This window comes from Shinella sp. JR1-6 (assembly GCF_004284735.1).
Classification (GTDB): domain Bacteria; phylum Pseudomonadota; class Alphaproteobacteria; order Rhizobiales; family Rhizobiaceae; genus Shinella.
The window spans coordinates 12,579-35,119 of the sequence record NZ_SHMI01000006.1 but is presented as its reverse complement, the minus strand read 5'-3'; the positions used below and the strand labels follow the sequence as shown (position 1 = coordinate 35,119).

13 protein-coding genes and 1 tRNA gene are annotated in these 22,541 nt (G+C 64.9%); 10 read left to right on the top strand and 4 right to left on the bottom strand.

The window, feature by feature from the left end:
- Positions 1-10: 10 nt before the first annotated feature.
- Positions 11-1,963 carry an acetoacetate--CoA ligase gene (locus EXZ48_RS12485; protein WP_130516260.1) on the top strand — a complete coding sequence of 651 codons (1,953 nt, stop codon included), beginning with the start codon at positions 11-13 and terminating at the stop codon, positions 1,961-1,963.
- Between the two features lie 246 nt (positions 1,964-2,209).
- Here the strand turns inward: EXZ48_RS12485 and EXZ48_RS12480 are convergent, their stop codons facing one another.
- Both EXZ48_RS12480 and EXZ48_RS12475 read right to left on the bottom strand, forming a co-directional pair.
- Positions 2,210-3,787 (bottom strand): iron ABC transporter permease, encoded by a 1,578-nt coding sequence (locus tag EXZ48_RS12480; protein ID WP_130516589.1) that lies wholly within the window; start codon positions 3,785-3,787, stop codon positions 2,210-2,212.
- Positions 3,788-4,059: 272 nt separating this feature from the next.
- Positions 4,060-7,752, bottom strand: coding sequence for an ATP-binding protein (locus tag EXZ48_RS12475; RefSeq protein WP_130516258.1), 3,693 nt, complete (start codon positions 7,750-7,752; stop codon positions 4,060-4,062).
- A 243-nt stretch (positions 7,753-7,995) separates the two neighbouring features.
- Between EXZ48_RS12475 and EXZ48_RS12470 the strand changes: the two genes are divergently transcribed.
- From EXZ48_RS12470 to bcsN, 6 genes are all read left to right on the top strand, one after another.
- Positions 7,996-8,445, top strand: a complete 450-nt coding sequence (locus EXZ48_RS12470; RefSeq protein ID WP_050745426.1) for a phasin — start codon at positions 7,996-7,998, stop codon at positions 8,443-8,445.
- 149 nt (positions 8,446-8,594) lie between these two features.
- Positions 8,595-8,671: transfer RNA gene (locus tag EXZ48_RS12465), tRNA-His, on the top strand.
- A gap of 452 nt (positions 8,672-9,123) precedes the next feature.
- Positions 9,124-11,385, top strand: a complete 2,262-nt coding sequence (gene bcsA, locus EXZ48_RS12460; protein ID WP_245462036.1) for a UDP-forming cellulose synthase catalytic subunit — start codon at positions 9,124-9,126, stop codon at positions 11,383-11,385.
- Positions 11,378-13,735, top strand: coding sequence for a cellulose biosynthesis cyclic di-GMP-binding regulatory protein BcsB (locus EXZ48_RS12455; protein ID WP_165909347.1), 2,358 nt, complete (start codon positions 11,378-11,380; stop codon positions 13,733-13,735). The genes bcsA and EXZ48_RS12455 overlap by 8 nt, the downstream gene beginning before the upstream one ends.
- Positions 13,732-15,690: a hypothetical protein gene (locus tag EXZ48_RS12450; RefSeq protein WP_130516255.1), complete on the top strand. Its 1,959-nt coding sequence runs from the start codon at positions 13,732-13,734 to the stop codon at positions 15,688-15,690. Before EXZ48_RS12455 ends, EXZ48_RS12450 begins: the two co-directional genes overlap by 4 nt.
- A gap of 7 nt (positions 15,691-15,697) precedes the next feature.
- Positions 15,698-16,648: a cellulose biosynthesis protein BcsN gene (gene bcsN / locus EXZ48_RS12445; RefSeq protein ID WP_130516254.1), complete on the top strand. Its 951-nt coding sequence runs from the start codon at positions 15,698-15,700 to the stop codon at positions 16,646-16,648.
- 3 nt (positions 16,649-16,651) lie between these two features.
- Here bcsN and EXZ48_RS12440 read toward each other — a convergent pair whose 3' ends face one another.
- Complete coding sequence (locus tag EXZ48_RS12440; RefSeq protein ID WP_130516253.1) at positions 16,652-17,533, bottom strand: LysR family transcriptional regulator; 882 nt, start codon at positions 17,531-17,533, stop codon at positions 16,652-16,654.
- A 105-nt stretch (positions 17,534-17,638) separates the two neighbouring features.
- Here EXZ48_RS12440 and EXZ48_RS12435 point away from each other — a divergent pair, with 105 nt between their 5' ends.
- The 3 genes from EXZ48_RS12435 (at position 17,639) to EXZ48_RS12425 (ending at position 21,433) form a co-directional block, all read left to right on the top strand.
- Entirely contained in the window at positions 17,639-19,135 is a 1,497-nt protein-coding gene (locus EXZ48_RS12435) for a CoA-acylating methylmalonate-semialdehyde dehydrogenase (protein ID WP_130516252.1), read from the top strand.
- Positions 19,136-19,275: 140 nt separating this feature from the next.
- A complete protein-coding gene (locus EXZ48_RS12430) occupies positions 19,276-20,367 on the top strand; it encodes a YjgN family protein (RefSeq protein WP_245462035.1) in 1,092 nt (363 codons plus the stop codon).
- Positions 20,357-21,433 carry a M48 family metallopeptidase gene (locus tag EXZ48_RS12425; protein ID WP_037408173.1) on the top strand — a complete coding sequence of 359 codons (1,077 nt, stop codon included), beginning with the start codon at positions 20,357-20,359 and terminating at the stop codon, positions 21,431-21,433. Before EXZ48_RS12430 ends, EXZ48_RS12425 begins: the two co-directional genes overlap by 11 nt.
- A 58-nt stretch (positions 21,434-21,491) precedes the next feature.
- On the opposite strand, the gene EXZ48_RS12420 is transcribed toward EXZ48_RS12425, so the two are convergent.
- Positions 21,492-22,535: a Fe(3+) ABC transporter substrate-binding protein gene (locus EXZ48_RS12420; protein ID WP_130516251.1), complete on the bottom strand. Its 1,044-nt coding sequence runs from the start codon at positions 22,533-22,535 to the stop codon at positions 21,492-21,494.
- Positions 22,536-22,541 lie beyond the last annotated feature (6 nt).

Genomic DNA, 22,541 nt, shown 5'->3' with positions numbered 1-22,541 from the left:
GGAGGAAAGCATGACGTCAGAAATGCCCTTGTGGAAACCTTCGGCGGACATCCTGGCAAAGAGCCCGATGGCCCTGTTCATGAAGGCCGGCAGCCATATCGCCGGGCGCGACCTGAAATCCTACGACGATCTGCACGCCTGGTCGGTAGAGGACCGTGCGGCGTTCTGGACCGCGGTCTGGGATGACGGCGCCGTCCTTGGCGAAAAGGGCGGTGTCGCGCTGGAAAACGGCGAGCGCATGCTGGAGGCCCGGTTCTTCCCCGAGGGCCGGCTGAACTTTGCGGAAAATCTCCTGAAGGCGAGTGGTCCGGACGACGCCATCGTCTTCCGCGGCGAGGACAAGGTGTCCTATCGCTGGTCGTGGGATGCGCTTCGCGCCCGGGTGTCGAAGCTCCAGCAGGCTTTTGCTGCAATGGGTATCGGTGAAGGCGACCGCGTTGTCGCCATGATGCCGAACATGCCAGAGACGATTGCCTGCATGCTGGCCGCCGCTTCGCTCGGCGCCATCTGGTCCTCCTGTTCTCCTGATTTCGGCGAGCAGGGTGTGCTCGACCGTTTCGGCCAGATCGAGCCGAAACTGTTTATTGCCTGCGATGCCTACTGGTATGCCGGCAAGCTGCAGGACGTCTCCGCCAAGGTGAATGCCGTGGCCGGGAAGCTTGGCGCCCCCGTCGTGGTGGTGCACTATGCCGGCGACGCCGAGGCGCTTGCAGGCGCCCTGCCGGATGGCCGCACGCTCGATGCGTTGATGGCACCCTATGAGGCAAAGCCGCTCGTCTTCGCGCAGCTGCCGTTCCGCCACCCGCTCTACATCCTGTTCTCGTCGGGCACCACGGGCGTGCCGAAATGCATCGTGCATTCGGCCGGGGGCACGCTGCTGCAGCATCTCAAGGAGCACCACCTGCATTGCGGCCTCGTCGCCGGCGAGCGGCTGTTCTATTTCACCACCTGCGGCTGGATGATGTGGAACTGGCTGGTCTCCGGCCTTGCGGTCGGCGCCACGCTCTGCCTGTTCGACGGCTCGCCCTTCCATCCGGACGGCAATGTGCTGTTCGACTATGCCCGGGACGAAAAATTCGCCGTCTTCGGCACCTCTGCCAAATACATCGACGCGGTGCGCAAGGGCGGTTTCACGCCGCGCACGACGCATGACCTTTCGAGCCTGCGCCTGCTGACCTCCACCGGTTCGCCGCTCTCGCCCGAAGGTTTCTCCTTCGTCTACGAGGGCATCAAGCCCGACGTGCAGCTCGCCTCCATTTCCGGCGGCACGGATATCGTTTCCTGCTTCGTGCTCGGCGTTCCGCTGCGGCCCGTCTGGCGCGGCGAGATCCAGGGGCCGGGCCTCGGCCTTGCCATGGATGTCTGGGACGAGGACGGCCATCCGGTGCGTGGCGAAAAGGGCGAGCTGGTCTGCACCAAGGCCTTCCCCTCCATGCCCGTCATGTTCTGGAACGATCCGGACGGCGCAAAATATCGTGCCGCCTATTTCGAGCGCTTCGACAATATCTGGTGCCATGGCGACTTTGCCGAATGGACCAGCCATGATGGCATCGTCATTCACGGGCGCTCGGATGCGACGCTGAACCCCGGCGGCGTGCGCATCGGCACGGCGGAGATCTACAATCAGGTCGAACAGCTGGAAGACGTCGTCGAAGCCCTCTGCATCGGCCAGGACTGGGACGATGACGTGCGCGTCGTGCTTTTCGTACGCCTCGCCCCGGGCAAGGTGCTGGACGAGGCATTGGAAAAGACGATCCGCACGAAGATACGCACCGGTGCCTCGCCGCGCCACGTGCCGGCGAAGATCATCGAGGTCGCGGACATTCCGCGCACCAAGTCGGGCAAGATCGTCGAGCTTGCTGTGCGCGAGGTGGTGCACGGCCGGCCGGTCAAGAACAAGGAGGCGCTTGCCAATCCGGAGGCGCTGGAGCTCTTCGCCAATCTGGAGGCACTGAAATCGTAAGCGTCTTGCGCGTTAACGATTTCGGCCTTCGGCATTAACCAAGTTTTCGAAGTTGTGAACGAAAGGTTTGTGCCGGAACTGGTCAGGTAAGGATTTGTTAAGCCGGAATGGCGCAAGGTCGTGCCAACTTGAGCGCGCCCGATGACGGGCGTTCCGGTCGCACCCGACCCCGATGGCATGAAGCCGTTCACCACGCTTTTGTTGGACAGCATCCAACTATCGGGGCGGCTTATGCCGCCCTATTTTTTATTCACCCTTCCGGTCGAGTGATCGCGAGACGAGGAAGACGGGAATGAGCCCGACCGCGACGATGATGATGGCGGGCACACCGGCATCCTCCACCTTCGCCCGCGAGGCGTCCTCGTAGACCAGCGTCGCCAGCGTGTTGAAGTTGAACGGGCGTAGCATGATCGTCGCCGACAGTTCCTTCATGGTCTCGATGAAGACGAGCAGCGCTGCGGTTAGCGTTGCCGGGCGCATCATGGGCAGGAGCACGCTCCAGAGGGTCTGGCTGCTGGTGCGCCCCAGCGTGCGCGCCGCCATGTCGAGATGCGGGGAGAGCTTGTGGAAGCCCGCGTCGATCGTGCCTTCCGCCATGGTGAGAAAGCGCACCGTGCAGGCATAGATGATGGCAAAGCCGGTGCCGGAGAGCAAAAGGCCGGTCGATATGCCGAACTGTGCGCGCAGGAACGCGTCGACGGCATTGTCGAAATTGGCAAGCGGGATCAGCACGCCCATGGCCAGCACCGTGCCCGGCACGCCATAGCCGAAGGAGGCGAAGCGTCCGGCGGCGGCATTCAGGCGCGAGCGGGTGGTGCGTGCGGCGTAGGCGAGCAGAAAGGCGAGCAGAACCGCGACAAGGGCCGTCGAGCCCGAAACAAGGACGCTGTGCCAGAGCGCGGAAAGAAGGCGTGTGGAGGCGAACTGCTCCAGCCGGCGCGCCGCATATCCGCCGAGCACGAAGACGGGAATGGCAAAGCCGATGAGTGGCGGCAGGAGGCATGCGAGGCTGGCCGCCCATTTCGTCCAGCCGGCAAGCTTCAGGCGCACGGAATCGTGTACGGCCGCCGTCGTCTTCTGGCTGGAAAAGCGCTGCCGGCGGCGCGCGGCGCGCTCCACCATCATCAGGCAGATGACGAAGACCAGCATGATGCAGGCGATCTGCGCCGCCCCGGCAAGGCTGCCACGGTTGAGCCAGGTGTCGAAGATCGAGAAGGTGAGCGTCTGCACGCCGAGATATTCCACTGCGCCGATATCGTTCAGCGTCTCCATGGCAACCAGCGTCAACCCGACCATGATCGCCGGCCGCGCCATGGGAATCTGGATCTTCGCAAACACCTTAAGTGGCCCCGCGCCGAGCGTGCGCGCCACGTCGGCCGCCGCCCGGCCCTGCATCAGGAACATCGAGCGGGCGGAAAGGTAGATATAGGGATAGAGCACGCTGGACAGCACCAGCATCGCCCCGCCCGTGGTGCGCACCTCCGGAAACCAGTAGTCGCGGCTCGTCTGAAAGCCGAACAGTGCGCGATAGGCCGTCTGTACCGGACCGGTGAAGGAGAAGAATTCGGCAAAGGCATAGGCGCCGAGATAGGCGGGAATGGCGAGCGGCAGCACGAGCAGGCCGGAGAGCAGGCGCCGCCCGGGAAACTCGCAGCTCGCCACCAGCCAGGCCGTGACGACACCAACGATCGCCGTGATCGTGCCGACGCCGGCAAGAAGGATCAGCGTGCGCAACGTCGCGCGCGGGATCACGTTGCTGAGAAGATGGGGCCAGTTGTCGGTGCCGCCGGTCGCGGCGATCACGACGATGGCGATCGCCGGCATCAGCACGATGGCGGCTGCCAGTATGGCGGAGGCCGACAAGAACGGATGGCGCCGCGCACCGGTCCTGCGGCCGAGCACCGGCCTGGGTGCGCTTTCGGAAGATACCTGCAAGGCGTTCACCTCGGGAAAAGGGGTCCTTCGGCGGGCAGGCGCCACGAACGGTTTCCCATCACCCTGCGTCACGCGGAAACCTCGCGGACGAGGCGGCGGGAGCCGGGCGAGGGGGTCGTCATTGCGCCTTGCCCTCGTTCCCCCGCTCTAATCCAATCGGTTCAATCTGCCAACACGCGCGGCGAAGGAAAGATCACTTCGACCAGCGTGCCTTCGTTCGGCGTGGAGCTGATCGCGAAGTTCGCCCGGTTGGCATCGACCATCGCCTTGGTCAAAGGCAGGCCGAGGCCGGTGCCGTCGCCCCGCTTGCGCGCGCCGGTCGTCACCTGACGGAAGGGCTTCATTGCCTGCTCCAGTTCGCTGCGCGTCATTCCGACGCCGGTGTCGCGAATGCGCAGAACGACGCTGCCGTTCGCCTCGTAGGCGGTCGATACGACGATCTGCCCGCCCGGCAGGGTGAAGCGGATGGCGTTCGACAGGATGTTGAGCGCGATCTGCTTGATCGAGCGCAGGTCGGCAACGATCTGCGGCACGGTGGCCGAAAGCGAGGTGCGGATAATGACGCGCTGGGCATTCGCCTGGGGTTGCACCAGCGAGACCGCCTCGGCGATCGTCTCGTTGAGACCGACAGCGGTGAATTCCAGCTCCATCTCGCCCGCCTCGATCTTCGAAATATCGAGCAGGTCGTTGACGATATCGAGCACATGGCGGCCGGAGCGGCCGATATCATTGGCATATTCGATATAGCGCGGATGGCCGATCGGTCCGAAGCGCTCCGTCGCCATCATGTCGGAAAAGCCGATGATGGCATTGAGCGGCGTGCGGATCTCGTGGCTGACGCGGGCGAGGAAATCGCTCTTGTGGGCATTCGCCGTCTCGGCGGCCCGCTTGGCGTTGCGCAGCTCCTCTTCCGTGCGCTTCCACTGGGTGATGTCGCGGATGACGGCGCAATAACCGGCGGAGGAAGAGAGGCGACCCATGGTCATGAAGAGCGGGATGAAACCACCGCTCGCCTCGCGGCCGATGACCTCGCGCCCGTCATTGAGCACGCTTGCGACGCCGTGGCCGGAAAGCCCGGCGAGATAGTCGAGCACCGCCTTCTGGCTTTCATGGGCAAACAGCATGGCGAAGGGCCGGCCGCGGGTCTCGTCCTCGTCATAGTTGAAGAGGGCGCTGGCCGAGCGGTTCATCGAGCGGATGTCGCCGTCCTGTCCGACCACGACGACGCCGTCGGTTGCCGTTTCGAGGATCGAGCGCAACTCGCTGACCTCGACGCGCAGCGCGGCGGCGCTCGTCTGGTCGGCGTTGCGCTCCTCGGTTTCGACCGCCGGCGCCGGTACGGTCTCGACCAGCGAAAGGGCCGGTCTTGCGTGCAGCGGCGTCAGCGCCAGCATCAGCGCCGTGCCATCCTCCCAGCGGATCGACTGGAGCCGGGCGTGCACGGCGCTCGTGTTTTCACCGTCGGCATGGCGCAGGGCCATCGTGCCGTCGCTATCCTCTGTATCCTCGTCGGGGCCGGCCAGAAGGATGTCGAGCCCACCGGATGCCTCAAGATCCTCAAGGCTCGTATACCCCGTCAGGCGGTAGAATTCCGGATTGGCATGGATGAGCCGGTCGCCGACATGCACCAGCAGGGCAACGGGTAGAACATCGACGACGGGGGCAGTGAGGCCATACTCCATCTGCCGACGCGGTGGGGCGATGGCCGTGCGCGTCTCGGCCTGGGGCTCGCTCAGGAGATCGTCGGCATGCGGGCCGATTTCGAGGCCGGGCACTTCCGCATCGTTTTCGCCGGCTGCCAGCGCAACGGTGGTATCCTCGTTCTCAACCGTTTCCGGCTGGTTGTCGCGGGTGGTTTCGTTCAGCTGTTCGCTGCCGTTTGCGGTTTCCACGGGCGTGGCCGGCGGCTGGTCCTCCGGCTTTCGCTTGCCGAAGGTTTCGCCGAGCTGGCGGGCGATCTCGCGGAAGGCGGCCTGTTCGCCAGTCGAAAGGCCGTCGAAAAGACCACCGCGATTGCGCCGGGTCTCGAGCTGCACGATCTTGTCGGATTGCCGGCGTGCCGGTGTCTCGACAAGGCGCAGCGCCGGGCGCTCGCCGCGGAAGGCGTCCTGTTCGTCCTCAAGAGGGGCTGCCGGCGTGCCCTCGTCTTCGGTCGCAGGGGCAGCCGCTGTCGCGGCCGTTTCGTCGGCGTCCTGCGCCGTCGGGGCCGGCTCGTCCGCTTGGACGATCTCCTCGGGCACGGTGGAGACCGCGGCAGGCGTGTCTGCAGCGTCCGCAACAAGGTCTTCCGTCGGCTCGACCGTGTCGTCCAGCTCCTCGGCCGCGCTCTCCAGGAGGGTGCCGGCTTCTTCGGCGAAGACTTCCTCCATTTCGGCGGCCTGCTCATCCTCGGTAACACCGAGCGTCAGGCCGCGGGCATGCGAGTCCGGAGCCGCATCGGCGATGCGCACGATGCCGAAGCCGCGGAAGCCGTCGAATTCCCGGTTGCGCGAATAGGTCGGCAGGGCGGCGAGATCGACGGGCACGACGAGGTTGGTGCCCTCGGCCGGCCAGAGGATCGTCTTGCCGGACCAGGTGTCGCGGCGGCGCAGGAGGTCGCCGATCTTGCCGTCGGGGTCGAGGTCGAAGCGCGCGGCGACGTCGGAGAAGCGCTCGCCGGAGATGGCGGCGGCATGCGGGCCGACGGCGGCGGCAAACTCGTCCGATATCTCGCTGAACCGGCCCTCGGCGTCGATCTTCCAGACGAAACGGATCGGCCGGCCCTGCGGATTGAAGGTGAAGCCGGCTGTCTTCCCGTCTACCGCGCCGTCGCTTGCCGCAACCGCCTCGGGTTCGGCGGCGATCTCATCCGCATGCGCCACGGCTTCTTGCCCGGCGATTGCGTCCGGCATGTTTTCCACGGCTTCCGCAGCCTGCGGCAGAGCGTCGGCAACCGGGGCTTCAATGGCGCCCTCGTCGGAGGTGGCCATGATCTCAGCCGGGCTTCCCGTCGCCGCGGCGTCCTCGATTGCCGGCATGTCCTCTGCGAGGACCGTTTCGGTTTCAAAAATCGGTTCTGCCGTCTCGACGATCTGCTCGGGCTCTGCCGGCGCCTCCAAGGCGGGCGTCGGAATATCGGTGTCCACAGCGGCTGCTGCCGGCGTTGCGGCGGCGGGTTCTGCCGCGTCGTCGGCCGGGTCGAGATGGCCGAGAATCGTTTCGACGGCAAAGAGCAGGTGGAGTGGCGGATCGGTGGCGATGCGGCCGATGGCGGCGGGAAGATGGCCGCGGCCGGTGGCGATCGGGCGTTTGACGAGGCGCTCGATGCTGCGTCCGGTGGCCTCGACGAGGGCACGGCGCGTTTCCGGGCTGATGGAGAGGCTACCGAAACCCTCCGATGCGGCAACGATCGCACCGGCGCTGTCGAGCACGGCCATGTGCGTGTCCGGGTCGTCGAACCCGGTAAGCATGGCGGCGGCGGTCTCGTGCAGGTCCTGCCGTCCGGTGCCGATGGGCGCGCTGAACAGGATCGCGTCGTCGCCGGCGCGGATGGTGACGGTCTCGACGGCGGCCGTTACCGGCACGCTGCGAAAGCCGCTGCCGATGCGCATCAGAAAGGTACGGCGATCGCCCGGCGCCTGCACCTGCTGGGCGGTCGCGGCCAGCTGGCGGAAGGTCACATCGGCGCGATCCGGTCCGGCATCGAGGAAGTCGTAGATATTGTCGTGGCCGAAGAGGGCGGCGCCCCGGCCGTTTGCCCAGAGCACGCGTGCCATGTTCCTGGAAAACAGCACGACCGCCTCGCCCCGGGCGAAGGGCAGGCGCACCCGTTCATGGACGGCGACGTCGATAAAGGGATACTGTTTTGCGGACATGTTCAGGCCTGTTCTGGCTTCCGGCGTCCCGGCTTTCGATTAACGCTTTATTAATAGCGACGCACAGGCGGAGGGTCCAGCGCCTGGCCCGCAAAGCCCCGAGCTTTCAGGCAGAAGGGTTAACGGCCATGTGGGTTTTTGTGCGTTGCACAATTTTGTTGCAATGCAAAAGAAGATCGACTATATAGAAGCCATCCAAGAACACGGCGCCTCTAGAGAGGGCCAAACCAAGGAGCGCAGACAATGGCTACCAAGAAGACCGACGACGTATTCTCCATCGCATCCATCGACCCGAGCAAGTTCTCCGAGAGCTTCCGCGAGTTCGCCGAAAAGGGCGCCGCGCAGACCAAGGAAGCCTATGCCAAGATGAAGGAAGCTGCCGAAGACGCGACCAAGACCGTCGAAGCGACGCTCGAAAGCGCCCAGGCCGGCTCCGTCGAACTCGGTCTCAAGGCCATCGAAGCGCTGCGCACCAATGCCGAAAATTCGCTTTCGCACATGGAAGCCCTGCTTGGTGTGAAGTCCGTTTCCGAACTCTTCGAACTGCAGACCGCCTTCCTGCGCAAGCAGGCTGAGGTCGCCGTCGAGCAGGCCAAGACCCTGCAGGAAACCTCCAAGAAGGTTGCCGAGAAGGTCACCGCTCCCGGCAAGTCTGCCGCCGAGAAGGCCATGAAGTCCTTCAAGGCCGTCTGATACGGACGATAGCGCGGTTTTCCACGTCGTGATAAAATGGCCAGACGATCGTCTGGCCATTTTCGTTTGTGCAAGCCTCTAAAAAAAGGCTTGAAAAATGGTGCGACTGCCCGTATGTGACGCACCAAGCGCGGTTGACGCGCCCTTGTGCGGTTGTAGCTCAGTTGGTTAGAGCGCAGGTTTGTGGCACCTGAGGTCGGTGGTTCGACCCCACTCAACCGTACCATTCCTCTCTCCTGATAAGTTGTTTTCGATAGGACTTATCGGGAGAGAGGAATATCCCTCCCTTCATTCGCAGCAGTCGGCTTCGGCACCATGGCGCCGTCGTTCCTCCCCTTTCTCCCAACGCCGCGGGAGCGGCTACCGGTGGTTTTCGATTTCTGGGTCGATCACGCCGAACGCGCCCATAGTTGGGACTGCCTGCTCGAAGCTGTTGCCGGGCTTCCCGTCGGCACTGCTCTTCGTTCGCCAAATCCTGGCCTGCCCGGACGACCGCAATCTCCTGTTTCCGCCCACCCCTGACGCTGCGTAAACCCTTCCTTTACCACGCTTTTGGCGCCATTCCCGTTTTGGCACTCCATTAGGAATCCATTGACCAATAGATCCCTAATGTCCTCCCGTTCCTGTTCGGAACCGGTCCGCATGACGCGCTGCCGCGATGCAAATGGGGTTCTTCAAATGCACATGACGTGCGTCAAATGGCTGGCGATTCCCGCCGGCATGTTCGGGCTGTTCCTTCTCTGGCTGCCGATCAGCCTTCAGGCACAGCTTATCTTGAGTTTTGCTGTGCTCGGCGTGATGTTTCTGGCGATGACCCGCCCGAAGAGCGCCACCTTCCGGCTCGTCACTTTCATCTTTGCCGGCATCCTTGCCATGCGCTACGCGTTCTGGCGCACCACAGAGACGCTGCCGAGCATCTACGAGCCGCTGAATTTCATTCCCGGCCTGGTCCTCTATCTGGCGGAAATGTACTGCCTCGCCATGCTGGCGATCAGCTTCTTCATGCTGGCCGATCCGGTGAAGCGCGAAAGCCCGGAGGAGGGCGATGCGGCGAGCCTACCGACTGTCGACGTCTTCATCCCGTCCTACAACGAGGAGCCGGAACTGCTCGCCGGCACGCTCGCGGCAGCAAAGTCGCTGCGCTATCCGAAGGACAAGCTGAACGTCTATCTGCTCGATGACGGCGGCACGGAGGCCAAGCGCAACCACAAGGATCCGCGCATCTCGATTGCGGCGATCCGCCGGCACGAGCAGCTGAAGGCGCTCTGCGCCTCGCTCGGCGTGCACTATCATGCCCGCAAGCAGAACGACCATGCCAAGGCCGGCAATCTCAATGAGGGCCTGAAGGTGTCGAACGGCGAACTGGTCGTCGTCTTCGACGCCGACCATGCCCCGGTGCGCGAGTTCCTGCGCGAGACGGTCGGCTATTTCCGCAAGGACAAGAAGCTCTTCCTCGTCCAGACGCCGCACTATTTCCTCAATCCCGATCCGCTGGAAAAGAACCTCCAGACCTTCGCGCGCATGCCCTCGGAAAACGAGATGTTCTATTCGATCCTGCAGCGCGGGCTCGACAAGTGGAACGCCTCGTTCTTCTGCGGCTCGGCGGCGGTGCTGCGCCGCGCGGCGCTCGTCGCGGCGAACGGCTTTTCCGGCCAGTCGATCACCGAGGATTGCGAAACGGCGCTGGCGCTGCATTCCAAGGGCTGGCACAGCCTCTATGTCGACAAGCCGCTGATCGCCGGGCTTCAGCCGGAAACCTTCGTGTCCTTCATCGGCCAGCGCGCCCGCTGGTGCCAGGGCATGCTGCAGATCCTCATCCTCAACCGGCCGTTCCTCGCCAAGGGGCTGACGCTCGCCCAGCGCATCTGCTATGCCGGCATCAATCTCTTCTGGCTGTTCCCGCTGTCGCGACTTGCCTTCGTCTTCTCGCCGCTGCTCTACATCTTCTTCTCGCTGGAGATCTACCAGGCCAATATCCTGGAATTCGCCTCCTATGCGGTGACCTATCTCATCGGCTCCTTTGCCATGCAGAGCTACCTCTACGGCCGCGTGCGCTGGCCCTGGGTCTCCGAGCTCTACGAATACGTCCAGTCGGTGCTGCTCTTCGGCTCGATCGTCAGCGTGATCCGCAACCCGCGCAAGCCCACCTTCAATGTGACGGCCAAGGGCCAGACGCTCGACCGCAGCATGCTCTCGCCGCTGGCACGACCCTATTTCATCATCTTCTTCCTGCTTCTCGCGGCCGCGCTCTATTCCGGCTACCGCTTCCTGACGGAACCGGTCGCGACTGAACTGCTGATGATCGTGGCGGGCTGGAACCTCATCAATCTCGGCCTTGCCGGCGCTGCCCTCGGTGCTGTCGCCGAACGCCGCGAACTGCGCCGCAACCAGCGCCTGCCGGTCAAGCGCCACGCCTTGATGAAGGCCGGTGGCAAGCTCTCCAACGTCATCATCCAGGATGCTTCCTTTGGCGGCGTCTCGGTGGAATTCGTCGAGAAGGCGCCGGAGATCGATCTCGAGAAACCGCTTGAGGCGACGATCGAGCTTCGCCGCGCCGGCCAGGTCATCACCTTCGACGTCGTCTGCCGTTCCAGCCGCGAAGCCGGCGAGGGCGCGGTGCATGGTTTCGCCTACAAGGAGCGCACGCCGGAAACCTTCCTGGCGATCGCCGAGCTGATGTATTCCGACCAGGCGGTACTGCAGGAGCGTATCGCCCGTCGCCAGGTGCGCCGCAGCTTCTTCTGGGGCACCTCGCGTTTCGCTCTCTGGAGCATCCGCGAGACGCTGCGTGCCTTGCGATACTCCGCCGGCCTCATCCGTGAAAGCGCCGTCCAGTCCTTCGCCGATGCTCCCATCGTGGTGAAGGAAAACAATGCCAAGATCCCAGGCCGTGCAGCCGATCTGCCGCCGGTCCTCACAGGAACCCAGGCCTATGGCTAAGACATCTCTCCTTGCTACACTCGGCCTTGCGTTTCTCGTCGCCTCGGCCGCCTCCGGCCGGGCAGAGGGCCTGGTCGCCGATGCGGTCAAGCCGCTCCTCGAGGGAACGGCGCTTGCCGGTGGTCTGCTGCCCGGGCCGGTCAATGTCGAGAAGGCCGGAACGGCGGAGAACGCCGCGGCCATCACGCTCGTGCCCTTCGAGCAATCGGCCGGCGCCTTCACGCTCGCCGGCGAGGACGATGTCGCGACCTTTACCTTCCAGCTGGATGGCCCGCAGGTTTCCGCCGGCGGTGCTTTGAACCTTGCCTATATCAACGCCGTCTCGGTGCTTCCCGATACGGCGAAGGTGGATGTCGAGGTGAACGGCCGGGATGTCGGCAATTTCGCTATCGCCGCGCCGAACGGCACCCTGACGCAAAGGATCGCCGTCGCTCCGGAATACCTCCGGGCCGGCCGTAATGTCGTGCAGGTCCGCGCGCGCCAGCATCACCGTGTGGATTGCTCGCTCGATGCGACCTACGAGCTCTGGACGAAGCTCGATCCGGCGCTGAGCGGCTTTGCCACCGGCGTTGCCGCACCCTTCACTGATTTCGACAGCCTGCTCGCCGTTCGCCGCAATTCGGCGCAGCGCACGGAAATCCGCGTCGTCCTTCCCGGCGCGTCCGGTGCCGAGGCGCTGAACGAGGTTGCGCCGGTGCTGCAGGCCCTCGTGCTTTTCCTGAATCGCGACGACATCACCGTAGCGATCGCGGACAAGCCGGGCACGGGTCCCGGCATCGACCTCGTCATGGCGATGGACCGCAGCGGCGGCACAGTGCTTGCCGGGCTCGGCCTTTCTGCCGCCCCGCGCGGACTGTCCGTACAGGCCGGCGCCACGTCCGGGCGTGCGGCGGTCGTGTTGCGCGCGGCCAATCTCGGCGATGTCAATGCCGCGGTGCTTGCTGCCGTGAAGGGGCCGATGGCCGACGGGCTCAAATCCGGCATCTTCGAGAAGGGCCGGGCCCTGCTTTCGGTCGATGCCGGCGAGCGCCGCACGCTCCGGGAGGCGGGCTACGAGACCCGCGTCTTCTCCGGCCGCCTCTCGCGCACCGATTTCGCCGTGGAGATGCCGGCAGACTTCTATCCGGCGGAATATGCGACGCTCGATCTGCGCCTTTCCGCCGCCACCTCGCCGGGCCTCGAACAGACCGCCCAGCTCCTTGTGCGCGTCAACGACAAGGTCGTGAAGAGCTATCCCTTCCGCAACCGCGAAGGCGAGCAGTTCGACGGCAAGCGCATCGAACTGCCGCTGCGTGCCTTCCGCCCGGGCGTCAACCGCGTAGAGCTGCTGGCCGAACTGCCGACCGCGGCGGATAATGCCTGCCGACCGGAAGAGCGTGACGACGGCAAGCCGCGCTTCATCCTGCTCGATACGACGGCCATCGAGGTCCCCGCGCTTGCCCGGGTCGGCCGGCTTCCTGATCTCGCGGCGCTTGCCGGCAAGGCCTATCCCTATGGCGGCGGCAAGCCCTTCGATCTCGTCGTCGATCGGGCGGATCACCAGTCGGTCGGCGCCGGGTTGACCATGCTCGCGCGGCTTGCCCTTTCCGCCCGCGCGCCGCTCAACGCACGGATCGCTATCGGTACGCCCGCCGAGGGTTCCGGGCGGGATGCGCTGGTCGTCTCCTCGCAGAACGATTTCGCCGAACTCGGGCCGGCGGACAAAGCGGCCTTCCCGACTGCGGACGACATCAGCGCGTCGGTCGCCGATCTCCTGAAACCCGACACGGTCGTCACCGCCTCGGTATCCGGCGGCGCTGCGACGGGTAGCGAGACCGCCGATCTCCTGCAGGCCTTCCACGATTCCACGGCGGCGGGGGAGGATGAGCTTTCCTTCGGCGCCCGGGCGCAGCTCTGGCTTGCCGCCGCGACGAACAGTTTCGGCCGCTGGCTGAACTACGAAGGCGAGGACGAGGCGCGGCTTGCGCCCCATGGCGAGGGCTCTCTGGTGACGCTTTCCCAGATGCGCTCGCCCGATGGGCTGGCCACCTGGACCGTCATCAAGGCCGATGCGCCACGGGATGTGGAGGCGGGCGTCAACCGGCTCGTCGAGCCCGCCGTCTGGCGCGATCTTCAGGGTGGTACCGCGGCGATCGAGACGGCGAGCCTTTCGCTCGTCAGCCTGCCGGCCGCGGATCGTTACATCGCCGACCTGTCGGACCGCAGCCCCGGCAACCTGCGCCGGGTCGCGGCGGCGTGGTTCTCCGACAATTTCCAGATCTATGTGCTGCTCGTGCTTGCCTGCCTCGGTGCCCTCGCCGCCTGGCTCGGCCTGACGGTGCCGAAAAAGGGCGTGAGGTCCGACCGATGAGAACGCTTTTCCTTGCGACCCTGCTGCTAGGCACCCCGGCCCTGTCATCGATGGCGCTGGCGGCCGATGCAAAGGCCGGCCCCGGCGAGGTCGAGCTGGCCGCGCTCTATTATTATGCCGAGCAGAAGCAGCAGGACCGGCTGGAGGCCGAGACGAACCGGTTGCGGCTGAAATATCCGGATTTCGTCGTGCCTGCCGACGTCTATTCGCCCGCCGCCCGGCAGGTCGATGAAAGCGCTCTCTGGACGCTCTACGACAAGAACGATTTTAACGGCATCGAGGCCGAAATCGGCCGCCGCCGTTCGGAAAACCCGCAATGGGCGCCGAGTGCGGATTTTTCAGGAAAGCTTGCCCGCCGCAAGCAGCGCGTCGAGATGATGGCTGCAACCGCCCGCAAGGACTGGATGGGCGTCATCGAGGCTGGCAAGACCATCGACCCCGCAGGCGAGACGGAAGTCGATCTCGTCTGGATGCTGCTCGACGCCTATGCGCAGACCGGCGCCAAGGATGCGCTGGCGGGTGCCTATCGTGGCCTGCTCTTCCGGGAGGGCGACAGGCGCCTGCCGGATCAGCAGATCCTCACCACCCTCCAAAAATCGACGCGGGATTTCCCGGCTGAGGACGTGCGTAAGGCGATGAACCTGCTGGCGACCTCGCCGCTGCTGCAGGCCGGCTTGCAGCCGGTGGAACTCGACCTCACCCGCAAGGACGTCGCGGACTTCAACGCGGATGAAAAGCGCCAGACACCGATTGCCGAAGGCGAGGTCGGCCGGCTGCGTGCGGTGGCGGAAAAGGGCGAGCGTCTCGAAGACCTCTCGTTGCTCGGCTGGTACGACCTGAAACTCAAGTCGGCTGAAAATGCCGAACGCTGGTTCAAGGCGGCGCTCGCCAAGCGTCGCGACGTGGAGAACGCCAAGGGCCTCTACCTCTCGCTTGCTGCGCAGAACAAGCAGGACGCGGCCTATGCCGTCGCGGAAGACTATGTCGACGACCTCTCCGCCGATCCCGAATTCCTGATGAATGCGCTGTCGCTGCGCTTTTCCAAGCCCGACCAGCCGGACGCGGACGTGAAGACGGTCACCGCCTACAGCAACGCCATCCTCGCGACGTCGAATGCCGACCATGCGGAAATCCTCGCCTGGTATGCCTACAATTCCCGGCAGTACGAGGCATCGAAGGCCTGGTTTGAAAAGTCACTCGACTGGGAAAGCGCGCCGGTGCGCGTCAAGGGCCTTGCCCTCAGCCTGCTGCGTCTGGCTGCAAAGAAGGACTATGCGGCGCTGGAGGCGGAATACCGCGAAGTCTACCCGGAAATCTGGGCCGAGATAAAGGTCGCGACACCGCCGAAGGGCCGGCGCAGCGTCGCCGTCGAGATGCCTGTCGCGACTGCGACTGGCGGCGGCACCGGCTATCTCGCGCAATTCAAGGCGAAGCGCTTCAGCGCCTGCATCAAGGAGATTTCCGCGCTGGAGGCGCGCGGCACGATCTCTGCCGATGCCATGCTGATCAAGGGCTGGTGCCATCTCGAGTTGAACCGGCTCGCGGAGGCCCGCAACGCCTTTGAGGCGGCGCTCGGCAACAGCCGCACCCAGGCGGACGCCGCCTATGGCGCGGCGCTGACCCTGTTGCGCGGCCGGCTGACCGACGATGCCGAGGCGATGGTCGGCCTCTATCCGCTGGCGGAAAAGCGGGACCGCGAGGTCCGGGCGGAAATCTACTGGCAGCGCGCCCGCTCGGCCTTCGACCACAAGCAGTACCAGCGTGTGCTCGATGCGTTGAACGCTCGGGCCAGCCTCGTCGCCGAACCGGCGGATCTCAGCCAGCTGCGTGGCTGGGCCTACTACCATCTCGGCAATCGTGGCCAGGCGCAGGCGGTCTTCGCGCGGCTCAACATGCATCTTTATGATCCGGCGGCCGCTCGCGGCCTCGCCGTCTCCACGGCTCCCATCCGATAGGTTCTTCATGCGCTGGCTGTTTCTCGCTGCACTTCCGCTCCTCGCCACGGGCTGCACCGCCGTGCACGACCCCTTCCTCGAAACCGGATCCATCCGTCCGGACGCGCCGCCGATCTCGACGGAGGTCTCGCCGGAATTCGCCGCTGCCTACCTCCCGTCGATCTCCGGACGTATCGAAAGTGTGCGCCAGACGGTACGCGGCGATTTCTTCGAGCAGGCGATCGTCTATTCCAACGCGACGGCTTCTGCCGGCGAGAACGTGTTGACGGTGCGGGTCGGCACGCCCTCCGAGGGTGTCTCCTTCCTGCGCGCCCCGACGCGACGGGCGATCCTCGCCGAGATGCGGCAGGCCCTGCCTGATGTCGCGATGAGGATCAACGCCGCCGCCGGCCAGAACACGCACGGCATCTATGGTTATGCGACGGGTCCGCTGGGCGCCTCCGGCAGCTGCCTCTACGCCTGGCAGTTCGCCAAACGGACGGCGCCGCTCAGCGAAACGGCGATGGGCCGTCTCGGAGACGGCAATTATTCCGCGCAGGTACGCCTGCGCTTCTGCCATCCCTCCATGCCGGAAGAGCGCATCGCCGCGTTGATGGCGGGAATGCGGCTGAAGCCCGTGACGGACCAGACCTTCGACATGCTGCGCTATGCCGGCGGCAGCGGCGTCCTGCGCAGCCAGCCCGTCGCGGTGCGCGCCGAGCCTGTGGCGGTTGTCGACGACGGCGTGGTGCCGCGCCGCACGCCGAAACGCCGGCTCGTGGAGGAGAAGCGGGCCGAAGAGCCGGCCGTCATCCGCAATGCCGTGCGTGTGCCGCTCCCAGGCGAGGCCGGCCAGGAGAAGGTGAAGGTTGCCGTCTCTGAAAAGCCGGTGGAAACGCTGGAAGACGCGCAGACGGCCCGGGCGAAAAGTGCACTGGTGCCGATGCCCGAAACCGCCGCACTGACCACGGGCGACTGACGCCTACAAGAAGATGTGGTGCTCCTGCTGCACGAGTTCCTGCACGAATTCGGCGACGGTGCGCACGCGTGTGAGATCCCGCGCGCTTTCGTGCCAGGTCGTCCAGTAGGCGCGGCGGATGGCGGTGCCGGGCAGGAGGCGGACGAGTTCGTCATATTGCCGGGCGATATAGTCGTGCAGGATGCCGATACCGGCGCCGGAACGCACGGCCTCCGTCTGGCCGGTCGCGCTGGAAATCTCGAAGCCGGCATCCCAGCTGCGCATGACCTCGCCGGTGAAATTGAGCGAGGCGGTGAAGATCAGGTCCTCCACATAACCAACACGCCGGTGGGCTTTGAGGTCCTCGACGCCCTGCGGCGTGCCGTTTTCCGCGAGATACGCGCGCGAGGCATAGAGGCCGAGCGTATAGTCCGTCAGCTTGGAGGAGACGAGGCGTCCCTGTTCCGGCCGTTCCAGCGTGATGGCGATGTCGGCCTCGCGCTGGGAGAGCGAGAAGGAGCGCGGCACCGGCACGAGCTGGATCTTTAGTTCCGGATGCCGCGCCGTCAGCCGCCCGAGCCGAGGTGCCAGAAACGACACGCCAAAACCATCCGGCGCCCCGACGCGCACCGTGCCGGCGACGGCCGTATCGATACGGCCGATGCTCGCCTGCACCGCGAGCATCTCCGTCTCCATCCGCTCGGCCGCGCGAAAGAAGGCGTCGCCTTCGGCGGTGAGATCGCAGCCATTGGTGCGGCGGATGAGGAGCCGCGTCTTCAGCGCTTCCTCCAGCGCGCTGACGCGGCGGCTGAGCGTGGCGTGGTTGACGCCGAGGCGGCGGGAGGCGGCAAGCAGCTGCCCGGTACGGGCCACCGCCAGGAACATGCGGGCGTCATCCCAGTTCATTTCCGCCTCCGACTTTAATTTTTGCACAACGGTTCCTTATCCAAGGTGATTGAGTTGTGCAAATTGAAGTGCAATGATCTCTTCATACCAACGGAGGAGCTCCCCATGTACGAGATCGGCCATTTCATCCACGGCAAGAAGGTCGCCGGCACCAGCGGCCGCACCGCGAACGTCTTTAATCCGGCGACGGGCGAAGTCCAGGCGACGGTCGCACTTGCCAACGACGCCGACCTGCAGGCCGCGATCGACAGCGCGCTTTCCGCGCAGCCGAAGTGGGCCGCCACCAACCCGCAGCGCCGCGCCCGCGTCTTCATGAAGTTCGTCGAGCTTCTGAACCAGAACATGGACGAGCTTGCCGTTCTGATCTCCCGCGAGCACGGCAAGACCGTTGAGGATTCGAAGGGTGACGTCATCCGCGGCCTGGAAGTCTGCGAATTCGTCATCGGCATTCCGCACCTCTCCAAGAGCGAATTCACCGAAGGCGCCGGCCCGAACATCGACATGTATTCGATCCGCCAGCCGGTCGGCATCGGCGCCGGGATCACGCCGTTCAACTTCCCGGGCATGATCCCGATGTGGATGTTCGCCCCGGCTATCGCCTGCGGCAACGCCTTCATCCTGAAGCCCTCCGAGCGCGATCCGTCGCTGCCGATCCGCCTTGCCGAACTGATGATCGAAGCTGGCCTTCCCGCCGGTATCCTCAACGTCGTCAACGGCGACAAGGGTGCGGTCGACGGCATCCTGGCGCATCCGGATATCGCCGCCGTCTCCTTCGTCGGCTCCACGCCGATCGCGCGTTACGTCTACGGCACGGCTGCCGCCAACGGCAAGCGCGCCCAGTGCTTCGGCGGCGCGAAGAACCACATGATCATCATGCCCGATGCCGACCTCGACCAGGCCGCAAACGCGCTGATGGGTGCCGGCTACGGTTCGGCCGGCGAGCGCTGCATGGCGATCTCGGTTGCCGTCCCCGTCGGCGAGGAAACCGCCAACCGGCTGATCGAAAAGCTGACGCCGATGATCGAGAGCCTGCGCATCGGCCCCTACACCGATGACAAGGCCGACATGGGCCCGGTCGTCACCAAGGAAGCCCAGGCCCGCATCCTGAGCCTCATCGACAAGGGCGTGGAAGAAGGCGCCAACCTCGTCGTCGACGGCCGCGGCTTCAAGCTTCAGGGTTATGAAGACGGCTATTTCGTCGGCGGCTGCCTGTTCGACAACGTCACGCCGGACATGGAAATCTACAAGACCGAAATCTTCGGCCCGGTCCTGTCCGTCGTTCGCGCCAAGAACTACGAGGAAGCCCTCGACCTGCCGATGAAGCACGAATACGGCAACGGCGTCGCGATCTACACCCGTGACGGCGACGCGGCCCGCGACTTCGCCAGCCGCATCAACATCGGCATGGTCGGCGTCAACGTTCCGATCCCGGTTCCGCTTGCCTACCATTCCTTCGGCGGCTGGAAGTCCTCGTCCTTCGGCGATCTCAACCAGCACGGCACGGACTCGATCAAGTTCTGGACCCGTACCAAGACGATCACCAGCCGCTGGCCGTCGGGTATCAAGGACGGCGCCGAATTCGTCATGCCGACGATGAAGTGATCCGTCCCGCCGGAAGGATTGTAAGGGCTCCCGCAAGGGGGCCCTTTTTGCATTGCGAGTTTTTTGTGCCCTGCGAAGAATAGCCATCGATCCCGGCCCGTTAAGCCCTCGTGTCTATGCATTCGGAAGGGGCAAACGATATGTCATTCGCAGCATCTGCTGCGCCCGCGGGACAGGCGGGCGGTTTTAACCGCATCACGTTTACCGGCAAGGCGTCGGAATATTTTGGCATCTGGATCGTCAATGTGCTGCTGACGATCATCACGCTTGGCATCTATTCTGCCTGGGCCAAGGTCCGGCGCAATCGTTATTTCTACGGCAATACCGTGCTGCTTGGCCGGTCCTTTGAATACCACGCCAAGGGTCTGCAGATCCTCATCGGCCGCCTCATCGTTCTCGGTGCCTTTATCGCGCTCAACGTGGTTGCGACGCTGGTGCCGATTCTCGTCCTGCTGCCGACGCTCGTCGTTCTGATCGCGTTGCCCTGGCTTGTCGCCAAGGGCCTGCGCTTCAGCGCACGTGTCACGAGCTACCGCAATGTTCGCTTCGATTTCGTCGGCGGTGCGGGCGGCGCGTTCAAGGCCTTCATTCTCGGCAGCCTGCTCGCCGTCATCACCATCGGTATCCTCACGCCGCTCGCCAGCCGCTGGGTCTCGCGCTATGTCGGCACGAACCTGCGCTACGGCGGCAAGGCCTTCGATACCGACCCGCAGCTCGGCCCGCTCTATAAGTCCTGGCTCCTGTCGTTCCTCATCGCGCTGGTCGGCCTCGGCATCATCGCGCTCATCGTCTTCATGAATCTCTCGCTGATCCTGCCGATGATCGAGACGCCCGGCGCTCTGACGCCGGAACAGCAGATCCCGCTCGTCATCAGCGCGGTCATCGGCTACATCGTGCTCTTCGCGACCTTCGGCATTGCAGGCCTCTTCTATCGCGCGGGCGTGCGCAACATCGCCTGGTCGGCGACCACCTTCGATGGCCAGCACCGCATGCTGAGCGACGTCTCGCGCACCCGCTACACCTGGATCGCCATTTCCAACGTTATCGTCACGCTGCTGACCCTCGGCCTGATGCGGCCCTGGGCGGCGGTGCGCATGGCGCGTTATACCTGGGAGCACACCGGCATCCATTTCACGGGGGATGTCGGCGAGCTGTTCAGCCGCATCGAGGCGCAGGGCTCGGCCGTCGGCTCGGAGTTCATGGACTTTGAAGGTTTCGACTTTGGCTTCTGACAATGCCACCATCGCCGGCGGGGATTGGCATCCCGCCGGCTCCAGCCGCTCGGTCGAGGCCCGCCTCGTCGAGCGGGCCGGGGAAATCACGGCGGTGCCGGTCGGCGGCGAGAAGCCGCTTGCCGGCGCGGGCCTCTCCTGGGTCGAGATTTCCGGCCGCGTCGGGGCCATCCCGCGCCGGGTGACCTTTCCGGACGGCTCGGTCTTCGAGACCTGGGACAATGACGGCATCGACCGCTATCTTGCCGCGCGCGGCAAGGGGGGCGCCGGCCTCGTGCACTGGCTGGAGCAGTTCCGGCTCCGCCTGATCGTCATCGTGCTCGCCGCCTTCGTGTTGGGTGGCGTGGTCTATCGCTGGGGCGTGCCGGCGCTCGTCGAGGTCGCCATCCTCACCACGCCGCCGATCGTGCCGCAGTTGATGGCGCAGGGCACGCTTGAAGCGCTCGACCAGACGACCTTCTCGCCGACGAAGCTGCCGGACGGCCGCCGCAAGGAGATCGCCGACGGCTTTGCCCGCATCGCTGCCCAGTCGCCGCGCGGGGCAGGGGCCTATACCCTCAATTTCCGTGATGGCGGCCTGATCGGACCGAACGCCTTCGCGCTGCCGGACGGCACGCTCGTCCTCACCGACCAGCTCGTCGAACTGGCAGGTGGCGATACGGAGATGATCGTCGGTGTGCTCGCGCACGAGATCGGCCATGTCGAGCTGGAGCACAGCCTGCGCCAGTTCTACCGCGCCGCCGGCATGACCGGCCTCATCATGCTGATTGCCGGCGACGTCGGCTCGGCGGTCGAGGACGTGCTGGTGCAGGGTGGCGGCCTCCTCGCGCTCTCCTATTCGCGCGGTGCGGAGGCCGAAGCCGACCGGCGCTCGGTCGAGCTGATGGCAAAGGCCGGCTACGACCCCACCGCGATCGCCCGCTTCTTCGGTCTCCTGGAGGAAAAACTCGGCGACAAGGGGGATACCACCATCCTCTCCACCCATCCGGGCACGCCGCAGCGCAAGAAGGACATCATCGACTACAGCCGGATCATCTCCGGCCAGTCGGATCCGGACCTGCAATGAACGAAAACGGCGGCCCGAGAGCCGCCGTTTCCTGGTTTGGCCTTGGGAGGCATTCCTGTTACTGCGACGGGCCGTCGTTGTAGCCGACCTTGTCCACCAGCTCGGATGCCTTCTTGCGGTTCGCCGCGATGTCGACGAGCGGCAGGGCATCCGGCTTCAGCGTGCCGAAGGACTTGACGACCTCGGACGGCTCGGCACCCGGCAGGACCGGGTATTCGTAGACCTGCTCGGCATAGATCTTCTGCGCGGTGCCGGCCGACAGGAATTCCATCAGCTTCAGCGCATTGTCCTTGTTCGGAGCGTTCTTGGCGAGCGCCATGCCGGAGACGTTGACGTGGCTGCCGCGGTCGGCGGTGTTCGGGAACAGCACCTTGATGGCTGCCGCCCAATCCTTCTGCTCCGGCTCCTTCTCGTTGGTCATCATCAGACCGACATAGTAGGAGTTGCCGAGTGCGAGGTCGCATTCGCCGGCGAGGATCGCCTTGGCCTGGTCGCGGTCGCCGCCGTCGGGCTTGCGGGCGAGGTTGTTCTTCAGGCCGGTCAGCCACTTCTCGGCTTCGGCTTCGCCGTGATGGGCGATCATCGAGGCGATCAGGCCGATATTGTAGGAGTGCTGGCCGTCACGGGTGCAGATCTTGCCCTTCCACTTCGGGTCGGCAAGCTCCTCGTAGGTGATCTCGTTCTGCGCGACGCGATCCTTGGACGCGTAGACGACGCGCGAACGCGTGGTCAGGCCAAACCAGTCGCCATCCGGATCGCGGTACTGCGCCGGGATGTCCTTGTTGATGACGTCGTTCTGGACCGGCTGCGTGACGCCGCCTTCCTTGGCTTCCGTCAGGCGCGCGATGTCGACCGTCAGGATGACGTCGGCCGGCGAGTTCGCGCCTTCCGCCTGGATGCGCTCCACCAGGCCCTTGTCGAGGAAGAGCACGTTGGTGGTGATACCGGTTTCCTTCGTGAATTCGTCGAGCAGCGGCTTGATCAGATCCGGCTGACGGTAGGAGTAGATGTTGACTTCACCATCTGCAAAGGCCGGTGTGGCAAGGGCCAGACCGGCGGTCGAGAGGGCAAGGGCGGCAAGAGACGTCTTAAGCAGTTGCATCGGGTC

Excerpts from the sequence above, each read along its gene's own strand:
- EXZ48_RS12485 (WP_130516260.1), top strand. The coding sequence starts at position 11 with ATGACGTCAGAAATGCCCTTGTGGAAACCTTCGGCGGACATCCTGGCA.
- EXZ48_RS12480 (WP_130516589.1), bottom strand. The coding sequence starts at position 3,787 with ATGCCGGCGATCGCCATCGTCGTGATCGCCGCGACCGGCGGCACCGAC.
- EXZ48_RS12475 (WP_130516258.1), bottom strand. The coding sequence starts at position 7,752 with ATGTCCGCAAAACAGTATCCCTTTATCGACGTCGCCGTCCATGAACGG.
- EXZ48_RS12470 (WP_050745426.1), top strand. The coding sequence starts at position 7,996 with ATGGCTACCAAGAAGACCGACGACGTATTCTCCATCGCATCCATCGAC.
- bcsA (WP_245462036.1), top strand. The coding sequence starts at position 9,124 with ATGCACATGACGTGCGTCAAATGGCTGGCGATTCCCGCCGGCATGTTC.
- EXZ48_RS12455 (WP_165909347.1), top strand. The coding sequence starts at position 11,378 with ATGGCTAAGACATCTCTCCTTGCTACACTCGGCCTTGCGTTTCTCGTC.
- EXZ48_RS12450 (WP_130516255.1), top strand. The coding sequence starts at position 13,732 with ATGAGAACGCTTTTCCTTGCGACCCTGCTGCTAGGCACCCCGGCCCTG.
- bcsN (WP_130516254.1), top strand. The coding sequence starts at position 15,698 with ATGCGCTGGCTGTTTCTCGCTGCACTTCCGCTCCTCGCCACGGGCTGC.
- EXZ48_RS12440 (WP_130516253.1), bottom strand. The coding sequence starts at position 17,533 with ATGAACTGGGATGACGCCCGCATGTTCCTGGCGGTGGCCCGTACCGGG.
- EXZ48_RS12435 (WP_130516252.1), top strand. The coding sequence starts at position 17,639 with ATGTACGAGATCGGCCATTTCATCCACGGCAAGAAGGTCGCCGGCACC.
- EXZ48_RS12430 (WP_245462035.1), top strand. The coding sequence starts at position 19,276 with ATGTCATTCGCAGCATCTGCTGCGCCCGCGGGACAGGCGGGCGGTTTT.
- EXZ48_RS12420 (WP_130516251.1), bottom strand. The coding sequence starts at position 22,535 with ATGCAACTGCTTAAGACGTCTCTTGCCGCCCTTGCCCTCTCGACCGCC.